A 21,886-nucleotide genomic window follows, 5' to 3' on the forward strand; every position below is an offset into this window, starting at 1 on the left:
CTATTTTGCTGCACTGCTCAAAAGTGTGTCGTGCGCTCATTCGCTCGACTACTTGCAAGTAATTGCACCTAGGCCGCTTATTTGTATAATGACTATACGACCTTCACCATCATGTGAAGGTATGCTCATATGGCAGAAAACAACAAGAAAAAAACAACTAAAACAAAGTGGGAAGATGATACAGGAGTAGGCGGTGGCAAGCTCTCAATTCGCGGTGCGCGCACACACAATCTAAAAAATATCGATGTCGAGATGCCTCGCGGCAAGATGATTGCGATTACTGGTCCATCAGGCTCAGGAAAGTCATCTTTAGCGTTTGACACCATCTTCGCCGAAGGACAACGGCGTTATGTCGAGTCACTTTCGCCGTATGCGCGTCAGTTCCTCAACAAAATGCAAAAGCCTGACGTCGACGAAATCTCTGGTCTTTCACCAGCCATTTCTATCGATCAAAAATCTGCCTCACGAAACCCACGTTCAACAGTTGCTACCATCACTGAAATTTACGACTACCTCCGTATCGTCTACGCGCGTATTGGTCAGCCGTACTGTCTTGATGTTGACACGCCAATTCAGAAGCTGTCTCAAGACGAAATCCTCAATATCGTCCTTAAATCAATCGAGGAAAAAGAAGTAAAAGCTGCTACTAAAAAGCAGTCGGAAAAGGTGATGGGGATTGAGGTCTCAAAGGGTCGCGTGGCAATTTTTGCTCCGATGGTAGTGGGGCGTAAAGGCGAATACTATCAACTCCTCTATGATTTGCTCGGCAAGGGATTCGAGACAGTAAAGATCGACGGCCAAATTAAGCAGCTACGTGAACGCATTGAGCTGACGAAGACAAAGCGACATGATATCGATGTTCTTATTGATGAGATTTATGTCAGCGAATTTACTGACGATCCGAAAGGATCACGTGAGCGATTGTCTGAAGCGGTGGAAATTGCACTGCATGAAGCTAATGGTCTGGTGAAAATCGAAAGCCCCGATGGCGGAGAGCGCACACTCTCAGCAAAATTTATTTGTCCAGTCGACGGGTCATCATTTCCAGAAGTAGAACCACGTCTCTTTTCATTTAACTCACCGTACGGAGCCTGCCCAGAGTGTAATGGCCTGGGTGTAGTGGGAATTTTTCAAAACGACGAGTGTCCAGTCTGTAAGGGTGCGCGTTTGCGCAAAGAAGCGCTGCGTGTCTACCTCGGTGGCGATGGTAAAAAGAACTTAGGTACGAATATTGTTGGTTTTACCAATATGACGGTAGCAGAAGCAGCCGATTTTGTGTCAAACCTCAAGCTCTCAAAGAAAGATGAAGAAATTGCCTGGCCAGCGCTTCGTGAAGTAATCGAACGGCTCGACTTTATGAAGGATGTAGGAATTGAGTATCTCACGCTTGATCGTCGAGCCAACACACTTTCTGGTGGCGAAGCACAGCGTATTCGCTTAGCTTCTCAGCTCGGCTCAGGACTCGTAGGAGCGCTCTACGTGCTCGATGAGCCAACGATTGGTCTTCATCAGCGCGATAATGACAAGCTGATTAAAACCCTGCAGGAGTTGCGCGACCTCGGAAATACCATTGTGGTTGTTGAACACGATGAAGATACCATTTACGCTGCTGACTATTTGGTAGACATTGGTCCTGGAGCCGGTGTTCATGGCGGTAATGTAATTGTAGCTGACTATCTGGAGAAGCTCCTTAGTGATAAGAAAAATGAGTCCGGCTCAATCACACTCGACTACTTGCGTGGCGACCGAAAAATTGAAATTCCAGAACGTCGTACGAGTGAAAAAGGAAAGATTCAAATTAAGGGTGGCAAAGCCTTTAATATTAAAAACTTAAATGTCGATATTCCACTCGGCCGCCTCATCTGTGTCACTGGGGTTTCTGGCTCTGGTAAATCTACCTTCATGTACGAGATCGTAGACCGCAATCTTAAGGCACGCCTTGAGAAACGTCACCGCACGGCAAAAATTTACAACTGCAAAACTTTCACGGGTACCGAATACCTCGGACGTTCAGTGCTGATTGATCAATCTCCGATTGGGCGTACACCACGCTCAAACCCCGCTACCTACACCGGTGCGTTTACGCACATTCGCGACTTATTTGCGGCCACGAGCGAAGCGCGAGCGCGTGGCTGGAAGCCAGGCCGCTTCAGCTTCAACGTGAAGGGCGGACGCTGTGAGGCGTGTCAGGGTAATGGCGTGATCGCGGTTGAAATGCATTTCTTGCCGACGGTGTTTGTGACCTGTGACGTCTGTGACGGCAAGCGTTTCACCAAAGAGACGCTTGAAGTCTACTACAAGAAGAAAAATATCCACGAAGTGCTCCACATGACCATCGAGGAAGCACATGATTTCTTCATTGATGTCCCGGCAATTCAGGAGCGCTTGAAGTCACTCCTTGATGTGGGACTCAGCTACCTCGAGCTCGGCCAGAGCGCTACTACACTTTCTGGTGGCGAAGCACAGCGCGTAAAGATTGCGTCTGAACTCTACCGACCACACACCCAGAAGACGATTTATCTTCTCGATGAGCCGACCATTGGTCTTCATTACGAAGATGTGCGCAAGCTGATTGAAATCTTGCAGCAGCTCGTCGACCGTGGTAATACCGTAATGGTAATTGAGCACAACCTTGATCTCGTCAAAAGTGCTGATTACATCATTGATATTGGCCCTGAAGGCGGAGCAGGCGGCGGTCAGATTGTTGCCAAAGGCACCCCTGAGGAAGTCGCCGAGGTAGAAAAGTCACACACCGGACGATACTTAAAGAAAATATTGTAATTGTAAAAGCGGCCAAAGGGCCGCTTTTGGTTATGCCACATCAAGGAGTGGCGAAAGCAAAGGGGAGCCATGTTTCCGCTCGAGTGCAGCTGTAATGCGTCCAAATGCTTGCATTGCGCCATGCTCGTGGAAAAGCTCGTCCCAACGTGGATCAGTTGCTGACTTTGGCGTATCACCGTACACCCAGATGAAAAATTCTCGCCAAAATACTTCGTCTACTGATGAAGTGGTTTGGCGAACCAACTCGCAATTGTTTGACTTGCGAATAAAGCGCAGCAGCCGCTTGCGCGTAGCGCGATACATGGGATCAGACCGCTTATGAACAGCAACTTTTACAGTCATTGCGCACCTCCATATGACAACTAGAACACTCTAAAAACTAACTATACCACCAGTAACGAAACTAATCTGCGCATTTGTGCACAATTCTAAAATTGCTATAGTTAGCAGCATGAAAAAAGCGGATTTGGCCAAGAAAAAGCTACCTGATGCACCTGGTGTGTATTTTTTTCTTGGATCAAAAAAGAAAATCCTTTATATCGGAAAGGCAACTTCACTCAAGAACCGCGTCCGCAGCTATTTCTCAGACGACCTCATCGAGAAGCGCTCCGAGCTTATCGACAAGATGGTAAAGGAAGCTGTGACTGTCGAATGGACCGAAACCGACAGCGTGCTTGAAGCGCTTATCCTTGAAACCAATCTCATTCGCAGTCACAAGCCTCATTTCAACACTCGCAGCAAAGACGACAAAAGTTACAACCATCTGGTAATCACTAATGAGGAATTTCCACGAGTACTAGTAGTACGTGGTAAAGACCTGACCGAAAAGTTTAGTAACGACGACATTAAGTATGAGTTCGGTCCATTTCCGAGTGGCTCACTATTCCGCGAGGCGCTTAAAATTATCCGTAAACTCTTTCAGTTTTATGACACCAGAGTGCCAGTCGGTAGCGAGAAAACAAAAATGGCTCGTGGAAAAATAGATTTTAATCGCCAAATTGGACTCTATCCAGGCCAACAATCAAAGGCAGAATACGCTAAGACCATTCGCCACATCAAGCTTTTTTTTGAAGGCAAAAAGCAGCAAATCATCAAAGAACTGGAGAAGGAAATGATGGCATGCGCCAAAAAGGAAGAATTCGAGGCAGCCGGCAGTATCAAGAAACGCATTTTTGCGCTCACACACATTCAAGACATTGCGCTTATCAAGGATGATATGCGGATTTACCGTGACGACCGGAATATGCGCATTGAAGCCTACGATGTCGCACATCTCCAAAGCCAAGACATGGTTGGCGTCATGACGGTCGTCGAAGGCGGGGAAGCCGTAAAAAGTGAGTACCGTAAGTTTAAAATTCAGTCACTCACAGTCGCCAATGACCCAGCAGCACTTAGAGAAGTACTCTTGCGCCGCCTCGCACATCCTGAGTGGCCCTTCCCGCAACTCATCGTCGTCGACGGCTCTACTGCTCAGAAAAACGCACTGGAGGCGGCGCTCCGCACCAAACAACTTGTTATTCCGGTAGTAGGTGTCGTAAAAGACGACAAGCACAAACCAATTCGTCTCATTGGACAAAAGAGCATCATCGAAAAGCACCAGTATTCCATTTTACTGGCCAATGCAGAATCGCATCGCTTCGCCATTACGTACCACCAGGAAAAGCGTCGCAAACACCTCCGTAACTAATTACTGACATACTTCGTTTCAAACAACATGAATAGCACACAAACCATTGGATTTATTGGTCAGGGCTGGATTGGTAAACACTACGCAGATGATTTTGAAGCACGTGAATACACCACTGTACGCTACGCACTTGAAGAGCCGTACGTACAGAACAAGAGAAAGATTGCTACGTGCGCTATCACGTTCATCGCGGTACCAACTCCCACTACTCCTGATGGTTTTGACGACAGTATGCTTCGTGACGCATTGAGCGTCGTTGGTAAAGGCAAGATTGCAGTAGTTAAATCAACTACCATACCAGGCCTCATCGCTACACTCCAGACTGATTTTCCAGATATTATTTTGCTTCATAGTCCTGAGTTCTTGGTAGAGAAAACAGCTGCTCACGATGCTGCCAACCCGAACCGAAATATTATTGGTTTACCAATAGAAACGCCAAAACACCGCATGGCGGCAGAAGCTGTGTTGGCGGTGCTGCCAAAGGCACCGTACCAAAAGATTATGACCGCCAAGGAATCGGAATTAGTAAAATACGCTGGAAACTGCTTTCTCTATACCAAAGTGCTCTTTATGAATGCGCTGTATGACTTGGTTGAGCAAAGTGGCGCAGATTACGAAACTATCCGTGAAGCCGTGGTACACGATCCACGCATTGGCGAGAGTCACACCAAGCCGGTGCATGATAGCGGGCGAGGAGCTGGTGGTCACTGTTTTATCAAAGATTTCGAAGCGTTTCTGCGAATCTACGCACAACGTATGGGAGAAGACACTGGATACAAAATGCTGACCAGCATGCGCTCATACAACAATCAGCTCTTACGAGAATCAGAGAAGGACCTTGACCTCCTAGAAGGAGTATACGGCACGTAGTGTGTATAAAAATATTTAGATGAGCAGTGATAACTTATGATTAAGTAATTGCAATCATAAGTTTTGAATATGGATAATGAACCAATGACCACAAACGAGAACGAATTACACGACCAGATGCCTGAAGCAGAAGATGATGAGTCAAACACATCTCGACTGTCATTAAAGGTAGTGCTTGCAGCTTTGGCGATCGTAGCCATGTTTGGTTTGGTGCTGAGCAAAATGCTTTCTTAAAGTGAATTCCCAGCCTCAGTCACAACAACAGCCGAAGCATGTTAAAATGACCACATGAACGACATTCGAGTCGCAGTTTTACGCGGTGGCCCAAGCGAAGAATACGCTGTTTCAATGCAATCTGGCTCACGAGTCTTAGCTGCTTTAGACGCACTTGAATACCCTCGAAAAGACATCGTGATTACCAAGAAAGGCGAGTGGCTCGACAACGGCTTCGTAAAAGCGCCTGAACGTGCCTTAGAAGCCGTTGATGTGGTGTTTATTGCCTTACACGGCACCTATGGCGAAGACGGGCAAGTACAGCGTATTCTGGAACGTAAATGTATCCCGTACACTGGCAGTGCTGCTCTCACCTCAGCCATCGCATTTAATAAAGAGCTTACCAAACAAACTCTTCTCCCACACCAAATTAAAATGCCACGCCACCGGCGCGTAACACGAGCCGACCTAGATCAGCTGGACGAAGAGTTGCCTAACATTTTCAAGGAAATCGGTGCCGAACTATTCGTTAAACCGCTTGCTAGTGGATCATCATTTGGAGCCCAGTACGTTCCCACTGAGACTGTTCTCCGAACTGCCCTTGAAGAGCTTCTTCAACAATATGAAACTGTTTTGGTGGAACAATTTATTCGCGGCAAAGAGGCGACAGTGGGCGTCCTCAGCAATTTCCGCAACGAATCAGCCTATGTTTTGCCGGTGATTGAAATCGTTCCGCCAAACGGCCTGCCGCTTTTCTCTCATGAAGATAAGTATAATGGCAAGACCGATGAAATTGTACCTGGTCGTTTTTCATATCATGAGAAAGCTGAGCTTACCCGCGTAGCGGCCGAAGTGCATGAAATTGTTGGCTGTCGCCATTACTCACGTAGCGATTTTATCGTAAAGGACGGAGAGGTGTACTTCCTAGAAGTAAACACACTTCCCGGACTCACGGCAGAATCACTGTTTCCAAAAGCAGCAGCGGCAGTTGGGCTTGAATACCCCCAACTCATAGACCACTTAGTCAAAACAGCGCTTACACACTAAGCACACTAACAACGAGTAAAAGTCCTTGACTTACACGCTGAAGACCATTAATATAGGCGGCACTTGGGAATAAACCAAGTCCGAGCGAGCAACCTCGTTTGGCCAGTAAACAAGTTTTCTGGCCCGTCGTTCGCAGCGTATATACAAGCAAGCTTGTATATAGCTACTCACTCGGGCCAGTAGCTCAATTGGTAGAGCGCCTCATTTGCACTGAGGAGGCAGCGGGTTCGAATCCTGTCTGGTCCACCGTAAAAATAAAACCAGCCTTGTGCTGGTTTTATTTTTGCGGCTTTGGATCGCTGGGAGCGAATTCGAAAGCCGGACTGAGCTTGCGAAGGAGGCGGGGTCGCGAGCACGACTGAAAGGAGTGACTTGTGACCGAATCCTGTCTGGTCCACTATTCAAAACACCTGCATTAGCGGGTGTTTTGTTATATAGTACTGCCGATGTCATTTCTTGAGGAATACAATTACTCAATACCGGAAGAGCTCGTGGCTCATGAGCCAGCCTCACCGCGTGACAGTGCGCGATTGTTTGTCTATGACACCAAGACTAACGCTGTATCATTTCACACCGTGCGCGACCTGTCCGTATTGCTGCCTGGCGCTCAGTTTATCTACAACAACACACGAGTAGAGCCGGCCAGGCTCAAAGGGATTGGGAATGCCAATAAACCCGTAGAGCTCTTAGTTCTGGTAGACCAAGGATTTGGCGAGCATGGGGAAGTCCGCTCGCTCGTAAACCGATTTACACCCACTGGCGAAGCAATCCACGTCGACGGGTACATTTTTTCCATACTTGAAAATAACGAAAAAAGCATGCTTATGCAGTTTAGCGGCAGCAGGACGGAGCTCTCGCAACTACTAGAAACGTCTGGGGAAACACCCTTACCACCATACATTCACTCTACTGAGAGCGAGGAAGTTAAGCGCACCAGGTATCAAACCATCTTCGCTGAAGACGCAGCATCAATTGCTGCACCGACGGCCTCACTACACTTCACACGTGAATTAATTGAGTCATTACACACCACCGGCGCACACCTTGCTCCGGTAACACTTCAGGTCGGACTTGGTACCTTTGCGCCAATTTTTCCAGAGCACTTTGAAAGCGGCAAACTCCACACAGAATTCTGCTCTGTGCCAGAAGGTACCGCAAAAGCAATCCTGCAGGCAAGAGATGCTGGCAAACCAGTTGTCGCTATTGGCACCACTGTCATGCGCACTCTAGAGAGCTTTAAAGATGAGATCAAAGCTGGTACCGGTGCCTTCGGCAGTACTGAAATTTTTATTCGGCCACCGTATTCTTTCACCCACGCAGACGCATTACTGACCAACTTTCACGTGCCAAAATCAAGCCTGATGTGCTTGGTTGAAGCGTTTCTTCAAAGCAAAGGAGCAAAGCACTCGTTAGTTGATCTGTACAACATTGCCATTGAGGAAAAATTCCGCTTTTATTCCTTTGGTGACGCTATGCTTATTTTGTAGTACAGTAGTCAGAATTTATGAAAAAAGAAGACCTCGCCAGCTTCGACCATGACAAGTTTCTGCTCGTTGATATCCGTGAAGATGACGAAGTACGAATGCTGCCATCAATTGCACAAGCTGTTCATATTCCGATGAGTCAACTTCCAGCTGTCTTGGCTGCTGGTCAAATACCACACGACAAAACCATCGTAACAATCTGCATGAGTGGTGGTCGTTGTCACACGGCAAATGCTTGGCTCGAGCAAAACGGCTTTCACACCGACCTACTTGAAGGAGGAATGGTTGAATTGTAAGAGCCGCGTGCTGTCATGTACGCGGCTCATTCTTAGGGAAGGATTTCAATACTGACACGAGCTTCTCCTGAATCAATATGCTCAACAAGCGAACTAATATCCTCATCCTTCATGCGCACACAACCGGAAGAAAACTTGCCAGTTAGATGCTGATCTTTTGCTCCTCCATGAATCCGTATCGGCACCCAAAAACTAGGATTTTCAGGGTTAATCCAATGTACACGAATGCGGTACAAACCAATCGGGTGCTTCGGGTGGCCATACGGAATTGCAGTAGGTAATGCAGGATTATGCCGGAGCATATTCTCGGTTGGCCACCATGTCGGCTTATAGTCAACCTGCGTGACTTCACCGTAGATAACTTTTGTCAGGCGCATTCTCGTCTGCACCGTAGCGCGTGGCAGCACCACCGGATACGCAGCAATGATTTGGTGAGCTTTACTAAGGAAAAGCGTCGCTGTCTTGAAATTGACACTAATGAGAAAACTGTCAGACGATGCGTGCGTAGAGCATGGAAAAGCAAGTAGAAAGAACATGTAAAGAAAAGTGATTTTCTTCATGACAACCTCCTTGTTACCGATCTATGTTCAGTAAATCAAATTACGCTCAGATTGCAATTCGGCTCCTGCGTAACTTTATGCTACTATGCTGCCACCGGGCCATTAGCTCATCCGGTAGAGCGCATCCATGGCATGGATGAGGCGAGCGGTTCGAGTCCGCTATGGTCCACCAACTATCGACGTCCGCAAATCAGCGCTGTAAGTATCACTTTCTACATCTACCAGATTGTTGTCGATGAGGTGTCTAGCCTTGGTTTCCGCAAACGAGAAGCTGGTTTCAATCAATTCTAGCTCGTACAGAATTTCATCAAAGTATCCAGGTAAGATGGTCTTCCAGGTGAGCGGGAACGTAACGTCAGACATCTTTTCAACAGGGCGCGTAAGTTCGTTGGTACAGTTGTGAGTGAGAGTGTTATACATACGCGGTGTCTCGTGGATATTGTTAATGTCAGCTGCAAGGAGATCAAATAATTGCCTAGCCTGTTGCGGAGTTGCTTTGGTTGGATACAAATACACTCGCTCGTTGCGGTGACCAGTACGCACACCAACCACGTCATCTTCAGAACCAACCACATAAATAATTTCAAACTGACGAAGTATGCCAAGAAGGGGAGAGAAGGTTTCGTCTGACTCACGACGCGTCTCAAGAGATACCGCGATGTGTTCTCCGTCACTAAAGGTAAAGCTGAGGAATATGTGCGCCAGCCCTTCAAAATCAGCAAAGTGTGAAATAAACACATCGACCCCTGTCATTTCATCAAGATCAAAGGACCTGGTTGTGTACATCACATCGGCTGATGAAGCTGTTGTCCAAGAAAAGTCACGATAGTTCTCAACCGTGACACCACTACTTGTCGCTGAGTACACAATACGTGGAAGCTCCTCGTGACCCAATTCCCAATCCCGGTCATGCGATGGTTGGAATATGAGTAATAGAGACAGATAAAAAACGGTAATTACTGAAAGACATATCAGTACGTACCTAAATAATTTTTTCTTGCGTGACATGCTTTTAATTGTACACGACACAAACGAACATTTTGCTTATTGTGAACTCCAGCGATTAAAAGCTGACTTTAGTGCTATGATTAGCGATAGATTTGCACTAAGGTTACTAGTAAGAAATAATGTATGGATAATGTTTATCAACGCTTGATTGTTTACATACGCGAGCAGCTAAACAGCGGGGTTTCAGTTCGGGACATCTACCAGATACTACTGGATAATCAGTGGTCCCCTGAGCAAGCAACGGCTGCATTTGCTGATTTAGGAATTGATATTCGCGATCATGTCGCACAAACTCGCATTCCTGCGCCAGTGGAACAGGAAACAGTAATAATTGAGGAAAAGCTGGTTGAGAAATCTTTCGTTCAGGAAGAACTCACTATGGATAAGATAATTGACAAATTTATCCCAATTGCGGGAGCGCTGTTTCTGATTATTGGTTTTGGATACTTAATCTACGCCAACGCGTGGATACACCTTTCAATGGAGATTCGTCTAACGCTTGGATTCTTCTTTAGTGTTGTGATTATTGGGGGTTCGTTTTCTTTTTCAGAGCGAATGCGATATTTTACAGATATCGGCATTGGTTCAGGTATTTTGTTGTTGTACGGAACACTCATTTACGGTTCGCGCACTACCGATCTTGCCACCGCCATGATTCCAGAAGTAGTAACGTTGGTTACCGCCTTATTATTCACCATTGCTATTGCGTATTTTGCATCCAAGCGCAGCTCAAAAGTAATTCTCATGCTTGGCATGATTGGCGCCTACATCACGCCATTTGTGATTGGTCAGAATGATGTTTGGGTGGAGAATATTTCCTTCAATGCTTATCTCTTGTACTTCCTTGCAATTAACGCTGCTGTATTTTTGATGGGTAGAGAAATCTCCGTTAGAGAAGTTATTCCACTCAACATCGCAGGCCTCTTCATTGGTGTCACGACCCTGTGGGGACTTTCTGCTTCAGACGACATAAACCAAGTACACACAGGTGACTTCTTTACGAGTGAACTCTTCACGGCAGTATTATTTGCAGTGTTGGTAGGATTCTCAATTTTGAGCATTTTGCTATCAGCCAAACGATTTAAGGAACAAGACGATGGATACCTTTCACTTGGCTACATTGCGCCAGTGATTTGGTTTGCACTCAATGTCAGCAATCTAGAAACGGTGCCTGATGTGGCAATCGGTCTTTTGTATGCATTTATTGCGGGTTGCTGTTTTACGGGCTGGCATATTTTGCAAGACACCGAAACAAAGTTCCAACACACCGCTGTCTACGCAGCTGGACTTTTGTCAGCTTTTCTAGCAGTCTTCGCGCTCTTTGATGAATTTAATGTGTACACGAGCATGCTTATGGCATACTCAAGTCTTATTTTCGGAGTTCTCTACATGACTGGAGCAGGGAAGCTGGAACGTTTCGTCAGTTACACTATCGTCTCTTTGACTGGTTCAGTGCTTTCAATGAAACATATTCTGGAGGCTAGTTTAGATTACGAAACACTACTTGTAGTCATTGCCTTGATTCCTGCCATGCTTGGCTTCTTCATTGCTAGAAAGGTTGGTGATCAGAGAATTATACCGGCCGCTGCGGCTTACTCATTTGTCTGGACGATTGTTGCATCACTCTTTGTAATTGCAGAGTTTATTGACTACATTGACGTTGATTTCTTACTCTTCTATCTTACGCCGCTATCTGTACTATTGTACTTAGTGTGGGTTGGCCCAGAAGCGCAAAGGCAGATGTCACATGACGTACGGTCTCGTATTTTCCGTGTAATAATGGTGTGGTTCGGAATTGGCTTCATTGCCCCGTTCTTTATGCTGGTGACGAATGTGTATCCAGCTCCAACAAATGTATACTTGTTCACACACCCTGAAATGCCAATCGACTGGCTGATGATCAAGGGTACTACTGCGACCGCGATTATGTTCATCGGTCTATGGCTCAGCAGGCAACTTCAAAAAGAACAGGTCATTAAGCGTCCATCATTCATTCTGGTAATCTTTGGCTTCTCGACACTGCTACTTACTGGTAACTATCTCATTTCTGCGATTGCAAATGACTTAAACATCGCGCATATAGATGGCGGACCACGTGCGCTAGCTACTACATTATGGTGGGCGGCAATTGCCATCTTCATGCTCTACAAAGGCATCAAGCTAGGTAGGAATTATCATTCTGAAAAGTTGCTCGGACTGCTCCTACTCGGCATCACACTTATCAAGGTTATCTTGTATGACATTGCAACCATGTCAATGCAAAGTAAGATTATCGTACTCATGATGGTAGGTGGTGCTATGCTGCTCTTCTCGTACTTTGTAAAATCAAAGAATCTGCTCAAGCCGGAAGAAACTGACTGACAGTAGCGCTTTGTAAAAACGCCCTGACGCAAAGCGCTCAGGGCGTTTTAAATACTATAGCTTCATGAACCCGATGTACACGAAAGGTGGCTAAACGGAAGAGTATTGAAAACTAGGCAAAACACGCTTCACTAACCAAACAATGTCCGTAGTTTCCTATACGTGTCGTGATGATCTTCGACCAAGACTGTCTCAATCACGCCAATGACTGCTTCATCATTGCCGCCGGGGAAAAGTCCATCACCAAAGTAGATACACTCGTCCTTGCTCCAATTCATTAGATCAATAAGCTTTTGGACATTGGTACCCTTGTGTCTATCTTTATGAATATAATCAAAGCTAGTAGAGCCACCGATTTTCACCACCAACTCTTCTGATTCAAACGGCACAGCCGCCATAAGTGCCTCGCGCTTTACACGATTTGGGTCGTACGACATCTTAAGCTCAGCTGGAGCAGTATTACCAATCGGACTAAACGTAATTTGCGCACCACGGTCTTCAACCGGCGACCAGTCTGGATTGGGAGCCTCACCCAGCTCACCAAGGAGCGCATCGATGTGCGCAAGAATCTCAGCACGATGCGTTTCATCAAGCGGAATATTCCACAATTCTTCATCAGCCACGTCAGTGGCATGATTTCCATTTTGGCCCAGTGTATACGCCGGCAAACCATTACTTTGCCAGCCGATCTTCGGCACCTCTTGTCCAGATACAATGATAATATCCTGCGGCAACTCATTCAGCAGCGTAAACATTTCTGGAAGAATAAGCTGACGAGCTGGCGCAATTGTCTGATCCATATCAAAGAAAAGGTGCTTGTAGGTTTTCATGCCAGTAGCATAAAGGTATTTGAAGTCAGTGTAAATTCACAGACCAGGATAAGCTATGCTCTAGTGTTTGATATCATAGAGTAATGGAAACCTTTCTTTTGCTTACTACTATTCTCAAGACCTTTGCTATATCACTTGGTGTTGGCTCATCAACGCTCGCCATTACCAACTTCTTCGTCGCCATCGCTGACGGTGAAATAGACGAAACCGAGCGACGCATGATGGGCGTTGTGTATATTGTTCTACGCATTGCCATGGTGCTTATTCTTACCACAGTGGCGCTCCTCGTCGGCACTGAATATAGTGCTGTAGGCATTGCCCATCTGTCGGCATATTCATTAGCCGAGCTCACCGTGCTTTTTGTGTTGTATCTAAACGCGCTCCTCATGAGCGCCCATTTAGTACCCACGACAGTTGGCCCAGCATTTCAAGCCGGAAGTTGGTACGCACTCGGCACACTCACCGCACTCGCAGCGGCGTCACACGCTGGATTTACGTATGTTCAGTTTCTGGTGAGCTATGTTGCATGGGTTATTTTAGCTATCGGCATCGTGAATTTCATCATGGCAATTTTGAAAGCAAAGCGGGGGTAGTAAATACAAAACGGGCGGCACCCTTTGGGTGCCGCCCATTTTGTATTTACTATCGCTCAACCGTACCAGGCTTGCGCAAGTACAAGATTGGCACAAGGAGCAGAGTAATAATGACCGAGAAAATGAGTCCAAACATCACCGCGTACGCGAGTGGCGCCCACATATCTCCCGCGTATGAAAGCGGGAAGATACCAATCACTGTCGTGATAGAAGTAAGGAGAATTGGCCGAATACGCTGACCAGCAGCATCCACTACCACTTCGGCAATATCACGTTCAGGCTGCTCAACTCGCAGTCGATTCATGATGTCGATGAGCAGAATTGAGTTGTTTACCACAATTCCTGAGAGCGCAATGAAGCCCATAATTGAAGGGAAGGAAAGTGGATTTGCCGTGACCGCAAGACCAACCATAATACCGATGAGTGAGTACGGCAAAATCGAAAGTACGTAACGCATGTGTAGGTATGAATTGAACTGCAGCACCAAGATACCAACCATCAAAATCATTCCCACAATAAGCGCCATGAACATTTCTAAGAATGCCTTATTTGACTCTTCAGTCTCACCGCCACCAGTACTGATTTCTACTCCAGCAGGCACAGAAAGCTCAGTATTGATTTTCTCTAGAGCTGCCGCTTGTAGCTCGCGTGCATTTGCATCCTCAGCCACGTCAGCTTCTACACTTACCACACGCTTACTGTCTTCATGAGAGATAGCCGTGCTTGATTCACGAAGCGTCACATCTACCAAGCTCGAAAGCGGCACATTGCCATCACGAGTCGGAATGCTAATTTGCTCAAGCGCATTGATAGTTGTTATGTTGGCAGTATCTGCTGTCACCGCGTCGGAGTTATTTACATTAAGACGTACCGTCACATCAATATCCTCATCAAGTGTGGTGAGAGAGGTTGCGTCAGTGCCATACACGGCCGTACGAGCGATTTGCGATACCTCAAAGGCACTCAGCCCTAGGGCAGCCGTCTTTGCACGGTCGAGATTTAGTACAAATTCAGTACTGTTGTTATTGGTACTTGTCTCTACATTTACCACACCATCAAGGCTTTTTAGGAGCTCGGCTGAGTCATTGGCGAGTGCAGTAATCTCATGCAAATCAGCACCAAGGTACTTAATCACAATCGCTGCACCAGTTGGCGGTCCGTCGCTAGGCTGCGCTACCGTAACATTAAGATCCTTGAGTACTGCAAATTTTGCACGAAGATCTTCAACCACTTCCGTACTGGTGCGCTCACGATCTTTACTCAAGTTCACAAAAATATTTGCAAACTTCTCACCAGTACCACCAGAACCAAACTCACTTCCACTACCGACAGTAACAGTAAATGAATCAATATCAGCTTCACCATAGAGGAATTCCTCGATACGACGAATGCCGATATCAGTTACATCTTTCGTAGTGCCTTCAGGGTTTTCTAGTTCAACAATAATGTAATCAACATCACTCTGTTCAAAGAAAGTCACCTTAACTGGATTCCAAGCTGGAAGCACTGTACCAACAATCGTAAAGACAAGCACGATTGTCACGAGTGCGCTCGGGTACCACACAAGGCCGCGCTTCCAGTTTGCCCAGCCGCGCTTCAGCTGTACGTCACGAATCTTCATTGAGAGCACGTAGAGAAGTGGCGCCACCACTAGCCCTGCAAAGGCATTGATAGCCAGCGAAACAGCAAAGATAAGTGCCGCAAAAAGCGCCGCTAAGAACTGCTGCTGCTTATGCTCGCTATGGAGGTATGGACTCAAGTGAGCGCGGTACCAAGACTCAAGCTGGTGCGCAAACGCTACCTGCTTTTCTTCCAGCTTAGACGTATTCTTGCGGTGCAAGAATGAAGCAGCAAACAGTGGCAAAATGGCGAGTGACACAAAGAGAGAAGCAAAGAGCAAGAAAATGAGCGTAAATGGAATGCTTGAAATAAACTGCCCAATCACACCGCTCACGATAAAGAGTCCTGCGAACATCGCTACGGTTGTAAGGGTTCCAGAGATAAGCGGCGCCGCAAATTCATGAATCGCTTCAACCGCCGCCTGCTTTTTATCAATCGTCGGATGATCCTTCATTTTGCGATTGATACCTTCAACCATCACAATTGCCGAGTCCACCAAAATACCAATACCGAGAATGAGTGAAAAGAGACTAAGGAAGTTGATAGTATTGCCTGAGAAATACAACCCAATAAATCCGAAAAGGAACGAAAGTGGAATCGCTGCACCAGCCAAGAGTCCTTCACGCCAGCCGATTGCTAGTACAAGCAAAAGCACTACCAGCACAATCGTCTGAAAGCCAGAAGAAGAGAGGCGCGTAAGGTCTTGCTTAATAAGGTCACCTGAGTCGAGCACCGTCGCTGCCTCGATACCATCAAGCAGTTCACCTGGCTGTTCTAGCTCGTGAATACGCTCAAGCACCGTTGCTGTAAGTGTCGTAATATCACCACCTGACTGTTTGTACACATTCATGGTGATGGCGCTTTCAGACGGCTTACCAGCCACACTCAGGCGTGAAAGTGATGAAGCTGGCGTCAAACCATCTTCTACAATCGCCACATCACGCACATACACCGGCTGACCACCGCGCGCTGCGATGCTGATATCTTTAATATACGAGCTGTCTGGAATATCGCCCTCAAACGCAACGTTATACGAAATCCCATCATTTACAATCTGCCCAATCGGGAAGGTGAGATTGGCATTTCGAATCCCAGCCACTACTTCATTCAAAGTGAGGTCGTAGCGAGCAAGCGCAGTTTGGTCGACAATTACCGATACTTCTCGATCACGAACGCCCGCAAACTCAACGCGAGACACACCCGAAATTGACTCGATTTGAATCTCAATATCCTTAGCAAGTTGTGTAAAGTCAAAATCAGTGAGCTCACCTGAAAGCGACACCGTAAGAATCGGTTGATCAACAAAGTTTACCTCCGACACGTTTGGATCATTAGCATCATCAGGCAGGTCGTTCTTAATCACATCAACCTTATCTTTTAGGTCTTGAATCGAAGCATCGAGGTCTGCATCAGCCTCAAATTCCACTACCACTGAAGAAAAGCTCTCACGTGAAGTAGACGTAATTTTCTTTACATTTTCTAGGCTGGTTAGGCCACGCTCGATCTCATTGGTTACAAGTGACTCTACATCAGCCGCTGGAGCACCGGGAAAGCCTACACTTACCACTCCAACCGGAATGACCACTTCTGGTGCAGATTCTTTTGGAATACTAACGATACTAAACGTACCTACTGCCATCAGTGCGACAAGAAAGAGATACGCAAATTTATCGTTTCTAATGAAAAAATCCCACATAGCTAGTTTGTGATTTCTACTTCAATATCAGCCTTGAGTCCACGCGCATCCTTAACAAACGCGTCAGTAGCCGCCAGACCATTGGTAATCTCTACAGAACCTCCGCGAACAATACCAAGCATAACGGGACGTTCTACCAAGCGACCATCCTCAACCACAAAAACAAATCCATCAGCGATATCAAACTTCACTGCTGAAAGTGGCACAATGATTGTTTTGGTAGCAGCTTGCGCTTTTGAAGCCTGCTTTGTCACGCGAACGGTATCACCGTTTACAATGTCAGTATTTTCAGTAGCAATACGCACTTCTGTTTTACCAGTGTTTGCGTTCACCGCTGGCGAGATATGTGTCACCACGCCAGTGTAGGCACCTTCTACCAACACCTCGTCGCCTTCAGCGATCAGTGAACGTTCTGAGTCACTTACATAGGTCACAATTTCAAGCGCATTATTATTAGCCACAATTGCCACTGGCACGAATGAATTGATAAAGTCACCCTGGCGGATTGAGAGAGAATTAACCGTACCGCTAATTGGTGTGCGGAAAATAGTCTTTGAGAGGTTTGCTTGCGCGGCACGTAGCGCACCAAGCGCCTGCTTTACCTGCGCGTCTGCAGCAGAAGTAGTACCACCTTGCGCAGCTAGTTCAGCACGGCGCACACCATCCTTCGCAGATTGAAGAGAAGTTAGGGCAGCATTAATGTTTGACTCAACCCCAATGAGATTAGCGCGGAGCGCTGTAAATGACGTTACGAAACCTTGTAGTTCAGCATCGCTATACCGACTTCCGTTATCCTGGTTCGCAAATAGCGTTAAGAATGAGTCTACAAAAGCTGTCGTACGCTGTACTTGTGTCTTTGCGTATGCCAATTCAGCTTCGAGATTTGCAGTGATAGAAATAGTATTTGATTTTGCCTGCCATTCTGGCAAGAGAGTTTGGTACGCTACACGCTCAGCATTGAGAGACGTAGTCATGCCTTTACCATCAATACGCAACCCTGGCACACGTGCATCTGGATCGCTGAAGAACGTATCAATATTGTTTCGCACGATGCCGTTGGTTGTGTTGTATGAAGACTGGAAGGTAGCTACAGCGTTATTTTGTGCACTCACCAGACCATTTTTCGCTTCATCAACTCCCACACCACTTTGAGCCGCAGCAGCTACTGCAGCGTCATAGACACCTTCAGCTTGAAGGACAGATGCGCGCTCAGCGGCATTTTCTAAACTACCAATCACCTGACCAGCCGATACCCACTGACCAAGCGAAACGTTTACACCGACCACACGACCAGACTTTTCAGAAGTAATTTCAGCTTCAGAAAAAGCACGCACGGTTCCAATAAGTGAGAGCGACTGACCTCCAGAGTATTCAAGCGGAGTAGTGAGCGATACTTGTGGTTTAGAATTAGAAGTCACCGCTTCATCAGCTGATTTTCCTCCGAATAACACTACAAGCAGTGCAATTACTACGACAGCAATGAGCACCTGACGTGCGCGCTTCAGCTTCAGTTTTACCTTCAAATCATTAATAACTTTCATATACACTGTTAGTTTACTATTTATACTGCAAAATAATTGCGCCACAATACCATATTTCAGTCAATTTGTCCATAGTTTACCGAGGCTTTTGAGAGTGAAACGTATGGTACAATCTGCCGCATATGTTTGGAAAAATGAAGCAATTCGCGATGAAGAAAGTTCTTCAGTCGCAAATGAAAAACGTCCCTGAGGATCAGCAGCAGATGATTATGGAGATGCTTGAGAAAGACCCGGCTCTCTTTGAAAAAATTGCTAAAGAAATGCAGGAAGAGCTTAAAAATAATGGTAACAACCAGATGGCCGCCGCCGCCAAGGTGCTTCCTAAATACCAGCAGCAAATAATGGCCATCATGAGCCCAGAAATGAAAGAAAAGCTCATGAAAATGCACATGGGCGCGCAAGGGCAATTTAACGCTGACGGAAGCTTCCGGCAGTAACTTGAGGTGCATAATCAACAGGGCGCGAGCTTCGCTCGCGCCCTTTGGCGTTACAATGGAGCGTATGGAACCTAAAAAAATCGTTATTATTTGCGGGCACCCGGACGCAGACACTTTCACTGGCGCCATGCTCGAAAGCTACCAAGGGGGAGCTGAAGCGGTTGGTCATCAAGTCCACCGTTTCAATCTCGGCGAGCTACAATTCGACCCCATTCTCCACAAGGGCTATAAGGAGATTCAGCATCTTGAGCCAGACTTGCTCATGCTGCAAGACGCTATTCGCGAATGCGACCATGTCGTAATTGGCTACCCAAACTGGTGGTGTACCATGCCAGCTCTTCTTAAAGGCTTGTTTGACCGTTTTTGGTTACCTGGTTTTGCGTTCAATTTTAATAAGGAAACAAAGAAAATTGAACAACATCTTAAAGGCAAAACAGCTCGTGTTTTCATTCTCTCTGGCTCACACAGCCCATTTAAGACTTGGTGGCAGTTTGGTGATTACACCAACGAAATTCAGTACGGCATCCTTGAGTTTGCCGGCATCAAGACTGAAGTTAGTGCCTTTGGGCCATGTGAAAAGGTAGACGATACCGTTCGTCAAAAATGGCAGAAAACTGCAGAAAACCTCGGCAGGAGAGCGGTGTAAACCGTTGACAAATATACTTTTTCATGTATAATAGCAAACAGTATAGTAGTTTGCTCATTTTTGAGTGAGCACTCACAAATCATATTTTGAGGAGGCACGAATCATGAATCCGATTCTGCGTATTTTTCTTTTGCTCGTTGCAGGCACCCTGCTGACAGGCTGTCTGTCTCGCCAAGAATTGATTCGTCAAAACATTGACGAATCAAACCGTGTACACAAAATGTCAGTCGATAGCGCAGTAAACACCATTACTTGCCCAGAGCTGACAACCAGAACAGTAAAAGAGCGGATTACCGTTGACGCTGAGGCTGAGTCAAACTACGGCTTTGGTGATCGCCGAAATCGTCATGGAACATACGACGAGTATGATTACCATTCTGGCGCAAGAACAAGGATCAGACTGTCATGCGAACGTACACCCAAGCAATAGCAGCAGTGTGCGCATGCATGCTGCTCGCAGGATGCCTTCGACACACCAGCGGGTTCGTCAAAGTGACGAGCCCATACGCTGGCTTCAACGAAGCGGTCATTAATACACGGCTAAACACCATGCCAAAACTGAACTGTCCGCAGGTTGACGCAAAAGCATCGCTTAAAATCGATGGCACAGTTACATCAAAAGCCAGCATTGACCATCGCGGCATACTGGCTCAAGAGGTATCAGTTCAAACCTCCTGCAAATAAAACAGCGCCTTTGTACCAGTGGTACAAAGGCGCTTTTAATTATGGTCATGTTCATGCCGACAACCTTGGCGATTCCGCATCCCGCGTGAAGGATCGCAAGACGTCACGCATGTCTACCTCTGGCAATCTGAGCCATTTAAGACCAGCTCTGCGTGCATCTGCTGTCACTTCAGGCAGCCTAAGCAGGTGTCGATTAATCCGTTCGGTGACGAGCGGAAACGAAACGGCCGTAAACTCGTTGCCAAGCGCCCGAACAATATCTGCACCTTGACAGAAAAGCCGGTAACGCACGTCATTGCGCTCTGCGCCCTGAAACAGCCTCGAGATGTAATAGAAATGTACTATCAGTCTAGGCTGATTAGGGAAGCGCGACATTGCCATCATGCCGACAATGTCTTTTTTTTGATTCCGCACAACCGCCAGTATTCCGCGATGTCCCACAGCGTGTGATAGTCCCGCAAGATACGCGTGAACATTCTCCTTGTCAGCAGCCACAAAAGGTGAGCGTTTGAAGAGCGAGTCAGCAGCCAAGAAGTCGCCGATACACGGCGTTAACAACAAAGAATAGAACTCATACTGATTCATCGGATTCTCCCGAAATTAGCGCCAGTGACAAACTATAGGTATTATTGCACAATTTGCAAGTGTCACATGCTACTATGTAGTGGTTTATGCAAAAATCCTTTCTTAGAGAGACCGCAGACATGCTCATGAAAGCAGCCGTCGTGGTTTTCACCATCATCGTTGTTATTGGTGCAATTTCTAGCCTATACGAAGCTGAAACAGGCGTTAGTGACGGCACCTGCAATGTCGCCGTTTTGCCAATTGAAGGCGCTATTTTACCTTTTTACGGACTCGGTGAATTCGACATGGTTACCACGCCAGAAATGGTAGAGTCGTTTATGAGAGCAGTTGAAGAAGAAAGTGAGATAGAGGGGGTTTTGGTCGAGATTAACTCCCCTGGGGGTACTCCCGTTGCCTCAGAACGTATTGCCACCCGCTTCAGAGACACTTACCTGCCGGTTGTCGGCCTGATTGGTGATATCGGAGCATCTGGCGGATACATGATTGCCGCTGCCACTGACTACCTTATTGCATCACCAATGTCAGACGTCGGCAGTATCGGTGTAAACATGTCGTACGTCGAGGAATCAGAAAAAAATAAGGAGGAAGGGCTAACGTACGTACAGCTCACTACCGGAAAATTTAAAGACGTTGGCAGCCCCAACCGCCCAATCACCGACGAAGAACGTAATCTTTTACTTTCAGATCTTCAGATTGTCCATGACAAGTTTGTAGATCTCGTTGCCGATTACCGCCAATTACCACGCGACCAGGTGGCGCTCATCGCTGATGGCGCATCAATGCCAGGCACACGCGCACTAGAAAATGGCCTTGTCGACGAGCTCGGAAGCCGCAAGGAGGCACGCGCAGCATTCACTAAAATACTCGAGAAAGAACGTGCTGAGGATATTGTTTTCTGTGAGTACGATAGTGGTTTCTTGCCGTTTTAGGATGTACAGCAATAAAAA

General features: G+C 46.7%; 20 protein-coding genes and 2 tRNA genes. 15 read left to right on the forward strand and 7 right to left on the reverse strand.

Annotation, left to right across the window (positions count from 1 at the left end; translation table 11 throughout):
- The first annotated feature begins 129 nt into the window (after positions 1-129).
- On the forward strand, positions 130-2,781 hold the full coding sequence (uvrA, locus tag H6780_04235) for an excinuclease ABC subunit UvrA (GenBank protein ID USN88667.1): 2,652 nt from the start codon (positions 130-132) through the stop codon (positions 2,779-2,781).
- Positions 2,782-2,811: 30 nt separating this feature from the next.
- Here uvrA and H6780_04240 read toward each other — a convergent pair whose 3' ends face one another.
- Positions 2,812-3,123 (reverse strand): hypothetical protein, encoded by a 312-nt coding sequence (locus tag H6780_04240; GenBank protein USN88668.1) that lies wholly within the window; start codon positions 3,121-3,123, stop codon positions 2,812-2,814.
- A 109-nt stretch (positions 3,124-3,232) separates the two neighbouring features.
- Between H6780_04240 and H6780_04245 the strand changes: the two genes are divergently transcribed.
- From H6780_04245 to H6780_04275, 7 genes are all read left to right on the forward strand, one after another.
- Positions 3,233-4,468 carry a GIY-YIG nuclease family protein gene (locus tag H6780_04245; protein USN88669.1) on the forward strand — a complete coding sequence of 412 codons (1,236 nt, stop codon included), beginning with the start codon at positions 3,233-3,235 and terminating at the stop codon, positions 4,466-4,468.
- A gap of 27 nt (positions 4,469-4,495) precedes the next feature.
- Positions 4,496-5,338: a UDP-glucose/GDP-mannose dehydrogenase family protein gene (locus tag H6780_04250; GenBank protein ID USN88670.1), complete on the forward strand. Its 843-nt coding sequence runs from the start codon at positions 4,496-4,498 to the stop codon at positions 5,336-5,338.
- Between the two features lie 69 nt (positions 5,339-5,407).
- Positions 5,408-5,572 (forward strand): hypothetical protein, encoded by a 165-nt coding sequence (locus tag H6780_04255; protein USN88671.1) that lies wholly within the window; start codon positions 5,408-5,410, stop codon positions 5,570-5,572.
- Between the two features lie 54 nt (positions 5,573-5,626).
- On the forward strand, positions 5,627-6,598 hold the full coding sequence (locus H6780_04260; GenBank protein ID USN88672.1) for a D-alanine--D-alanine ligase: 972 nt from the start codon (positions 5,627-5,629) through the stop codon (positions 6,596-6,598).
- A 173-nt stretch (positions 6,599-6,771) separates the two neighbouring features.
- Positions 6,772-6,844 (forward strand) — tRNA-Ala (locus tag H6780_04265).
- Between the two features lie 200 nt (positions 6,845-7,044).
- Positions 7,045-8,085, forward strand: coding sequence for a tRNA preQ1(34) S-adenosylmethionine ribosyltransferase-isomerase QueA (queA, locus tag H6780_04270; protein ID USN88673.1), 1,041 nt, complete (start codon positions 7,045-7,047; stop codon positions 8,083-8,085).
- A gap of 17 nt (positions 8,086-8,102) precedes the next feature.
- Complete coding sequence (locus H6780_04275) at positions 8,103-8,378, forward strand: rhodanese-like domain-containing protein (GenBank protein ID USN88674.1); 276 nt, start codon at positions 8,103-8,105, stop codon at positions 8,376-8,378.
- Positions 8,379-8,410: 32 nt separating this feature from the next.
- Here the strand turns inward: H6780_04275 and H6780_04280 are convergent, their stop codons facing one another.
- A complete protein-coding gene (locus tag H6780_04280; GenBank protein USN88675.1) occupies positions 8,411-8,938 on the reverse strand; it encodes a L,D-transpeptidase family protein in 528 nt (175 codons plus the stop codon).
- A 96-nt stretch (positions 8,939-9,034) separates the two neighbouring features.
- On the opposite strand from H6780_04280, the gene H6780_04285 reads away from it, so the two are divergent.
- Positions 9,035-9,110 (forward strand) — tRNA-Ala (locus H6780_04285).
- Here the strand turns inward: H6780_04285 and H6780_04290 are convergent.
- Positions 9,098-9,946 carry a DUF4105 domain-containing protein gene (locus H6780_04290; GenBank protein USN88676.1) on the reverse strand — a complete coding sequence of 283 codons (849 nt, stop codon included), beginning with the start codon at positions 9,944-9,946 and terminating at the stop codon, positions 9,098-9,100. The two genes, H6780_04285 and H6780_04290, sit on opposite strands and share 13 nt — an antisense overlap.
- A gap of 123 nt (positions 9,947-10,069) precedes the next feature.
- Here H6780_04290 and H6780_04295 point away from each other — a divergent pair, with 123 nt between their 5' ends.
- Entirely contained in the window at positions 10,070-12,307 is a 2,238-nt protein-coding gene (locus H6780_04295; GenBank protein ID USN88677.1) for a DUF2339 domain-containing protein, read from the forward strand.
- Positions 12,308-12,438: 131 nt separating this feature from the next.
- Here H6780_04295 and H6780_04300 read toward each other — a convergent pair whose 3' ends face one another.
- A complete protein-coding gene (locus H6780_04300) occupies positions 12,439-13,137 on the reverse strand; it encodes an HAD-IIB family hydrolase (GenBank protein ID USN88678.1) in 699 nt (232 codons plus the stop codon).
- An 83-nt stretch (positions 13,138-13,220) separates the two neighbouring features.
- Between H6780_04300 and H6780_04305 the strand changes: the two genes are divergently transcribed.
- Positions 13,221-13,730, forward strand: a complete 510-nt coding sequence (locus H6780_04305) for a hypothetical protein (protein ID USN88679.1) — start codon at positions 13,221-13,223, stop codon at positions 13,728-13,730.
- 49 nt (positions 13,731-13,779) lie between these two features.
- Here the strand turns inward: H6780_04305 and H6780_04310 are convergent, their stop codons facing one another.
- Together H6780_04310 and H6780_04315 are read right to left on the reverse strand one after the other, a co-directional pair.
- On the reverse strand, positions 13,780-17,046 hold the full coding sequence (locus H6780_04310; GenBank protein ID USN88680.1) for an efflux RND transporter permease subunit: 3,267 nt from the start codon (positions 17,044-17,046) through the stop codon (positions 13,780-13,782).
- A gap of 2 nt (positions 17,047-17,048) precedes the next feature.
- A complete protein-coding gene (locus tag H6780_04315; protein USN88681.1) occupies positions 17,049-18,587 on the reverse strand; it encodes an HlyD family efflux transporter periplasmic adaptor subunit in 1,539 nt (512 codons plus the stop codon).
- Positions 18,588-18,709: 122 nt separating this feature from the next.
- On the opposite strand from H6780_04315, the gene H6780_04320 reads away from it, so the two are divergent.
- The 3 genes from H6780_04320 (at position 18,710) to H6780_04330 (ending at position 20,100) form a co-directional block, all read left to right on the forward strand.
- Positions 18,710-19,024 carry a hypothetical protein gene (locus H6780_04320; GenBank protein USN88682.1) on the forward strand — a complete coding sequence of 105 codons (315 nt, stop codon included), beginning with the start codon at positions 18,710-18,712 and terminating at the stop codon, positions 19,022-19,024.
- A gap of 64 nt (positions 19,025-19,088) precedes the next feature.
- Positions 19,089-19,670: an NAD(P)H-dependent oxidoreductase gene (locus H6780_04325; protein USN88683.1), complete on the forward strand. Its 582-nt coding sequence runs from the start codon at positions 19,089-19,091 to the stop codon at positions 19,668-19,670.
- Between the two features lie 103 nt (positions 19,671-19,773).
- Positions 19,774-20,100 (forward strand): hypothetical protein, encoded by a 327-nt coding sequence (locus H6780_04330; protein ID USN88684.1) that lies wholly within the window; start codon positions 19,774-19,776, stop codon positions 20,098-20,100.
- Between the two features lie 305 nt (positions 20,101-20,405).
- Here H6780_04330 and H6780_04335 read toward each other — a convergent pair whose 3' ends face one another.
- Complete coding sequence (locus tag H6780_04335) at positions 20,406-20,939, reverse strand: hypothetical protein (protein ID USN88685.1); 534 nt, start codon at positions 20,937-20,939, stop codon at positions 20,406-20,408.
- Positions 20,940-21,025: 86 nt separating this feature from the next.
- On the opposite strand from H6780_04335, the gene sppA reads away from it, so the two are divergent.
- Positions 21,026-21,868 (forward strand): signal peptide peptidase SppA, encoded by an 843-nt coding sequence (gene sppA / locus H6780_04340; GenBank protein USN88686.1) that lies wholly within the window; start codon positions 21,026-21,028, stop codon positions 21,866-21,868.
- The last annotated feature ends 18 nt before the right edge of the window (positions 21,869-21,886 follow it).

The sequence above is a fragment of the Candidatus Nomurabacteria bacterium genome (assembly GCA_023898565.1).
GTDB lineage: Bacteria > Patescibacteriota > Minisyncoccia > Phycocordibacterales > UBA918 > OLB19.

Excerpts from the sequence above, each read along its gene's own strand:
- H6780_04280 (USN88675.1), bottom strand. The coding sequence starts at position 8,938 with ATGAAGAAAATCACTTTTCTTTACATGTTCTTTCTACTTGCTTTTCCA.
- H6780_04260 (USN88672.1), top strand. The coding sequence starts at position 5,627 with ATGAACGACATTCGAGTCGCAGTTTTACGCGGTGGCCCAAGCGAAGAA.
- H6780_04300 (USN88678.1), bottom strand. The coding sequence starts at position 13,137 with ATGAAAACCTACAAGCACCTTTTCTTTGATATGGATCAGACAATTGCG.
- sppA (USN88686.1), top strand. The coding sequence starts at position 21,026 with ATGCAAAAATCCTTTCTTAGAGAGACCGCAGACATGCTCATGAAAGCA.
- H6780_04240 (USN88668.1), bottom strand. The coding sequence starts at position 3,123 with ATGACTGTAAAAGTTGCTGTTCATAAGCGGTCTGATCCCATGTATCGC.
- H6780_04320 (USN88682.1), top strand. The coding sequence starts at position 18,710 with ATGTTTGGAAAAATGAAGCAATTCGCGATGAAGAAAGTTCTTCAGTCG.
- H6780_04250 (USN88670.1), top strand. The coding sequence starts at position 4,496 with ATGAATAGCACACAAACCATTGGATTTATTGGTCAGGGCTGGATTGGT.
- H6780_04245 (USN88669.1), top strand. The coding sequence starts at position 3,233 with ATGAAAAAAGCGGATTTGGCCAAGAAAAAGCTACCTGATGCACCTGGT.
- H6780_04295 (USN88677.1), top strand. The coding sequence starts at position 10,070 with ATGGATAATGTTTATCAACGCTTGATTGTTTACATACGCGAGCAGCTA.
- H6780_04330 (USN88684.1), top strand. The coding sequence starts at position 19,774 with ATGAATCCGATTCTGCGTATTTTTCTTTTGCTCGTTGCAGGCACCCTG.
- H6780_04290 (USN88676.1), bottom strand. The coding sequence starts at position 9,946 with ATGTCACGCAAGAAAAAATTATTTAGGTACGTACTGATATGTCTTTCA.
- H6780_04255 (USN88671.1), top strand. The coding sequence starts at position 5,408 with ATGGATAATGAACCAATGACCACAAACGAGAACGAATTACACGACCAG.
- queA (USN88673.1), top strand. The coding sequence starts at position 7,045 with ATGTCATTTCTTGAGGAATACAATTACTCAATACCGGAAGAGCTCGTG.
- uvrA (USN88667.1), top strand. The coding sequence starts at position 130 with ATGGCAGAAAACAACAAGAAAAAAACAACTAAAACAAAGTGGGAAGAT.
- H6780_04315 (USN88681.1), bottom strand. The coding sequence starts at position 18,587 with ATGAAAGTTATTAATGATTTGAAGGTAAAACTGAAGCTGAAGCGCGCA.
- H6780_04275 (USN88674.1), top strand. The coding sequence starts at position 8,103 with ATGAAAAAAGAAGACCTCGCCAGCTTCGACCATGACAAGTTTCTGCTC.
- H6780_04305 (USN88679.1), top strand. The coding sequence starts at position 13,221 with ATGGAAACCTTTCTTTTGCTTACTACTATTCTCAAGACCTTTGCTATA.
- H6780_04335 (USN88685.1), bottom strand. The coding sequence starts at position 20,939 with ATGAATCAGTATGAGTTCTATTCTTTGTTGTTAACGCCGTGTATCGGC.
- H6780_04325 (USN88683.1), top strand. The coding sequence starts at position 19,089 with ATGGAACCTAAAAAAATCGTTATTATTTGCGGGCACCCGGACGCAGAC.
- H6780_04310 (USN88680.1), bottom strand. The coding sequence starts at position 17,046 with ATGTGGGATTTTTTCATTAGAAACGATAAATTTGCGTATCTCTTTCTT.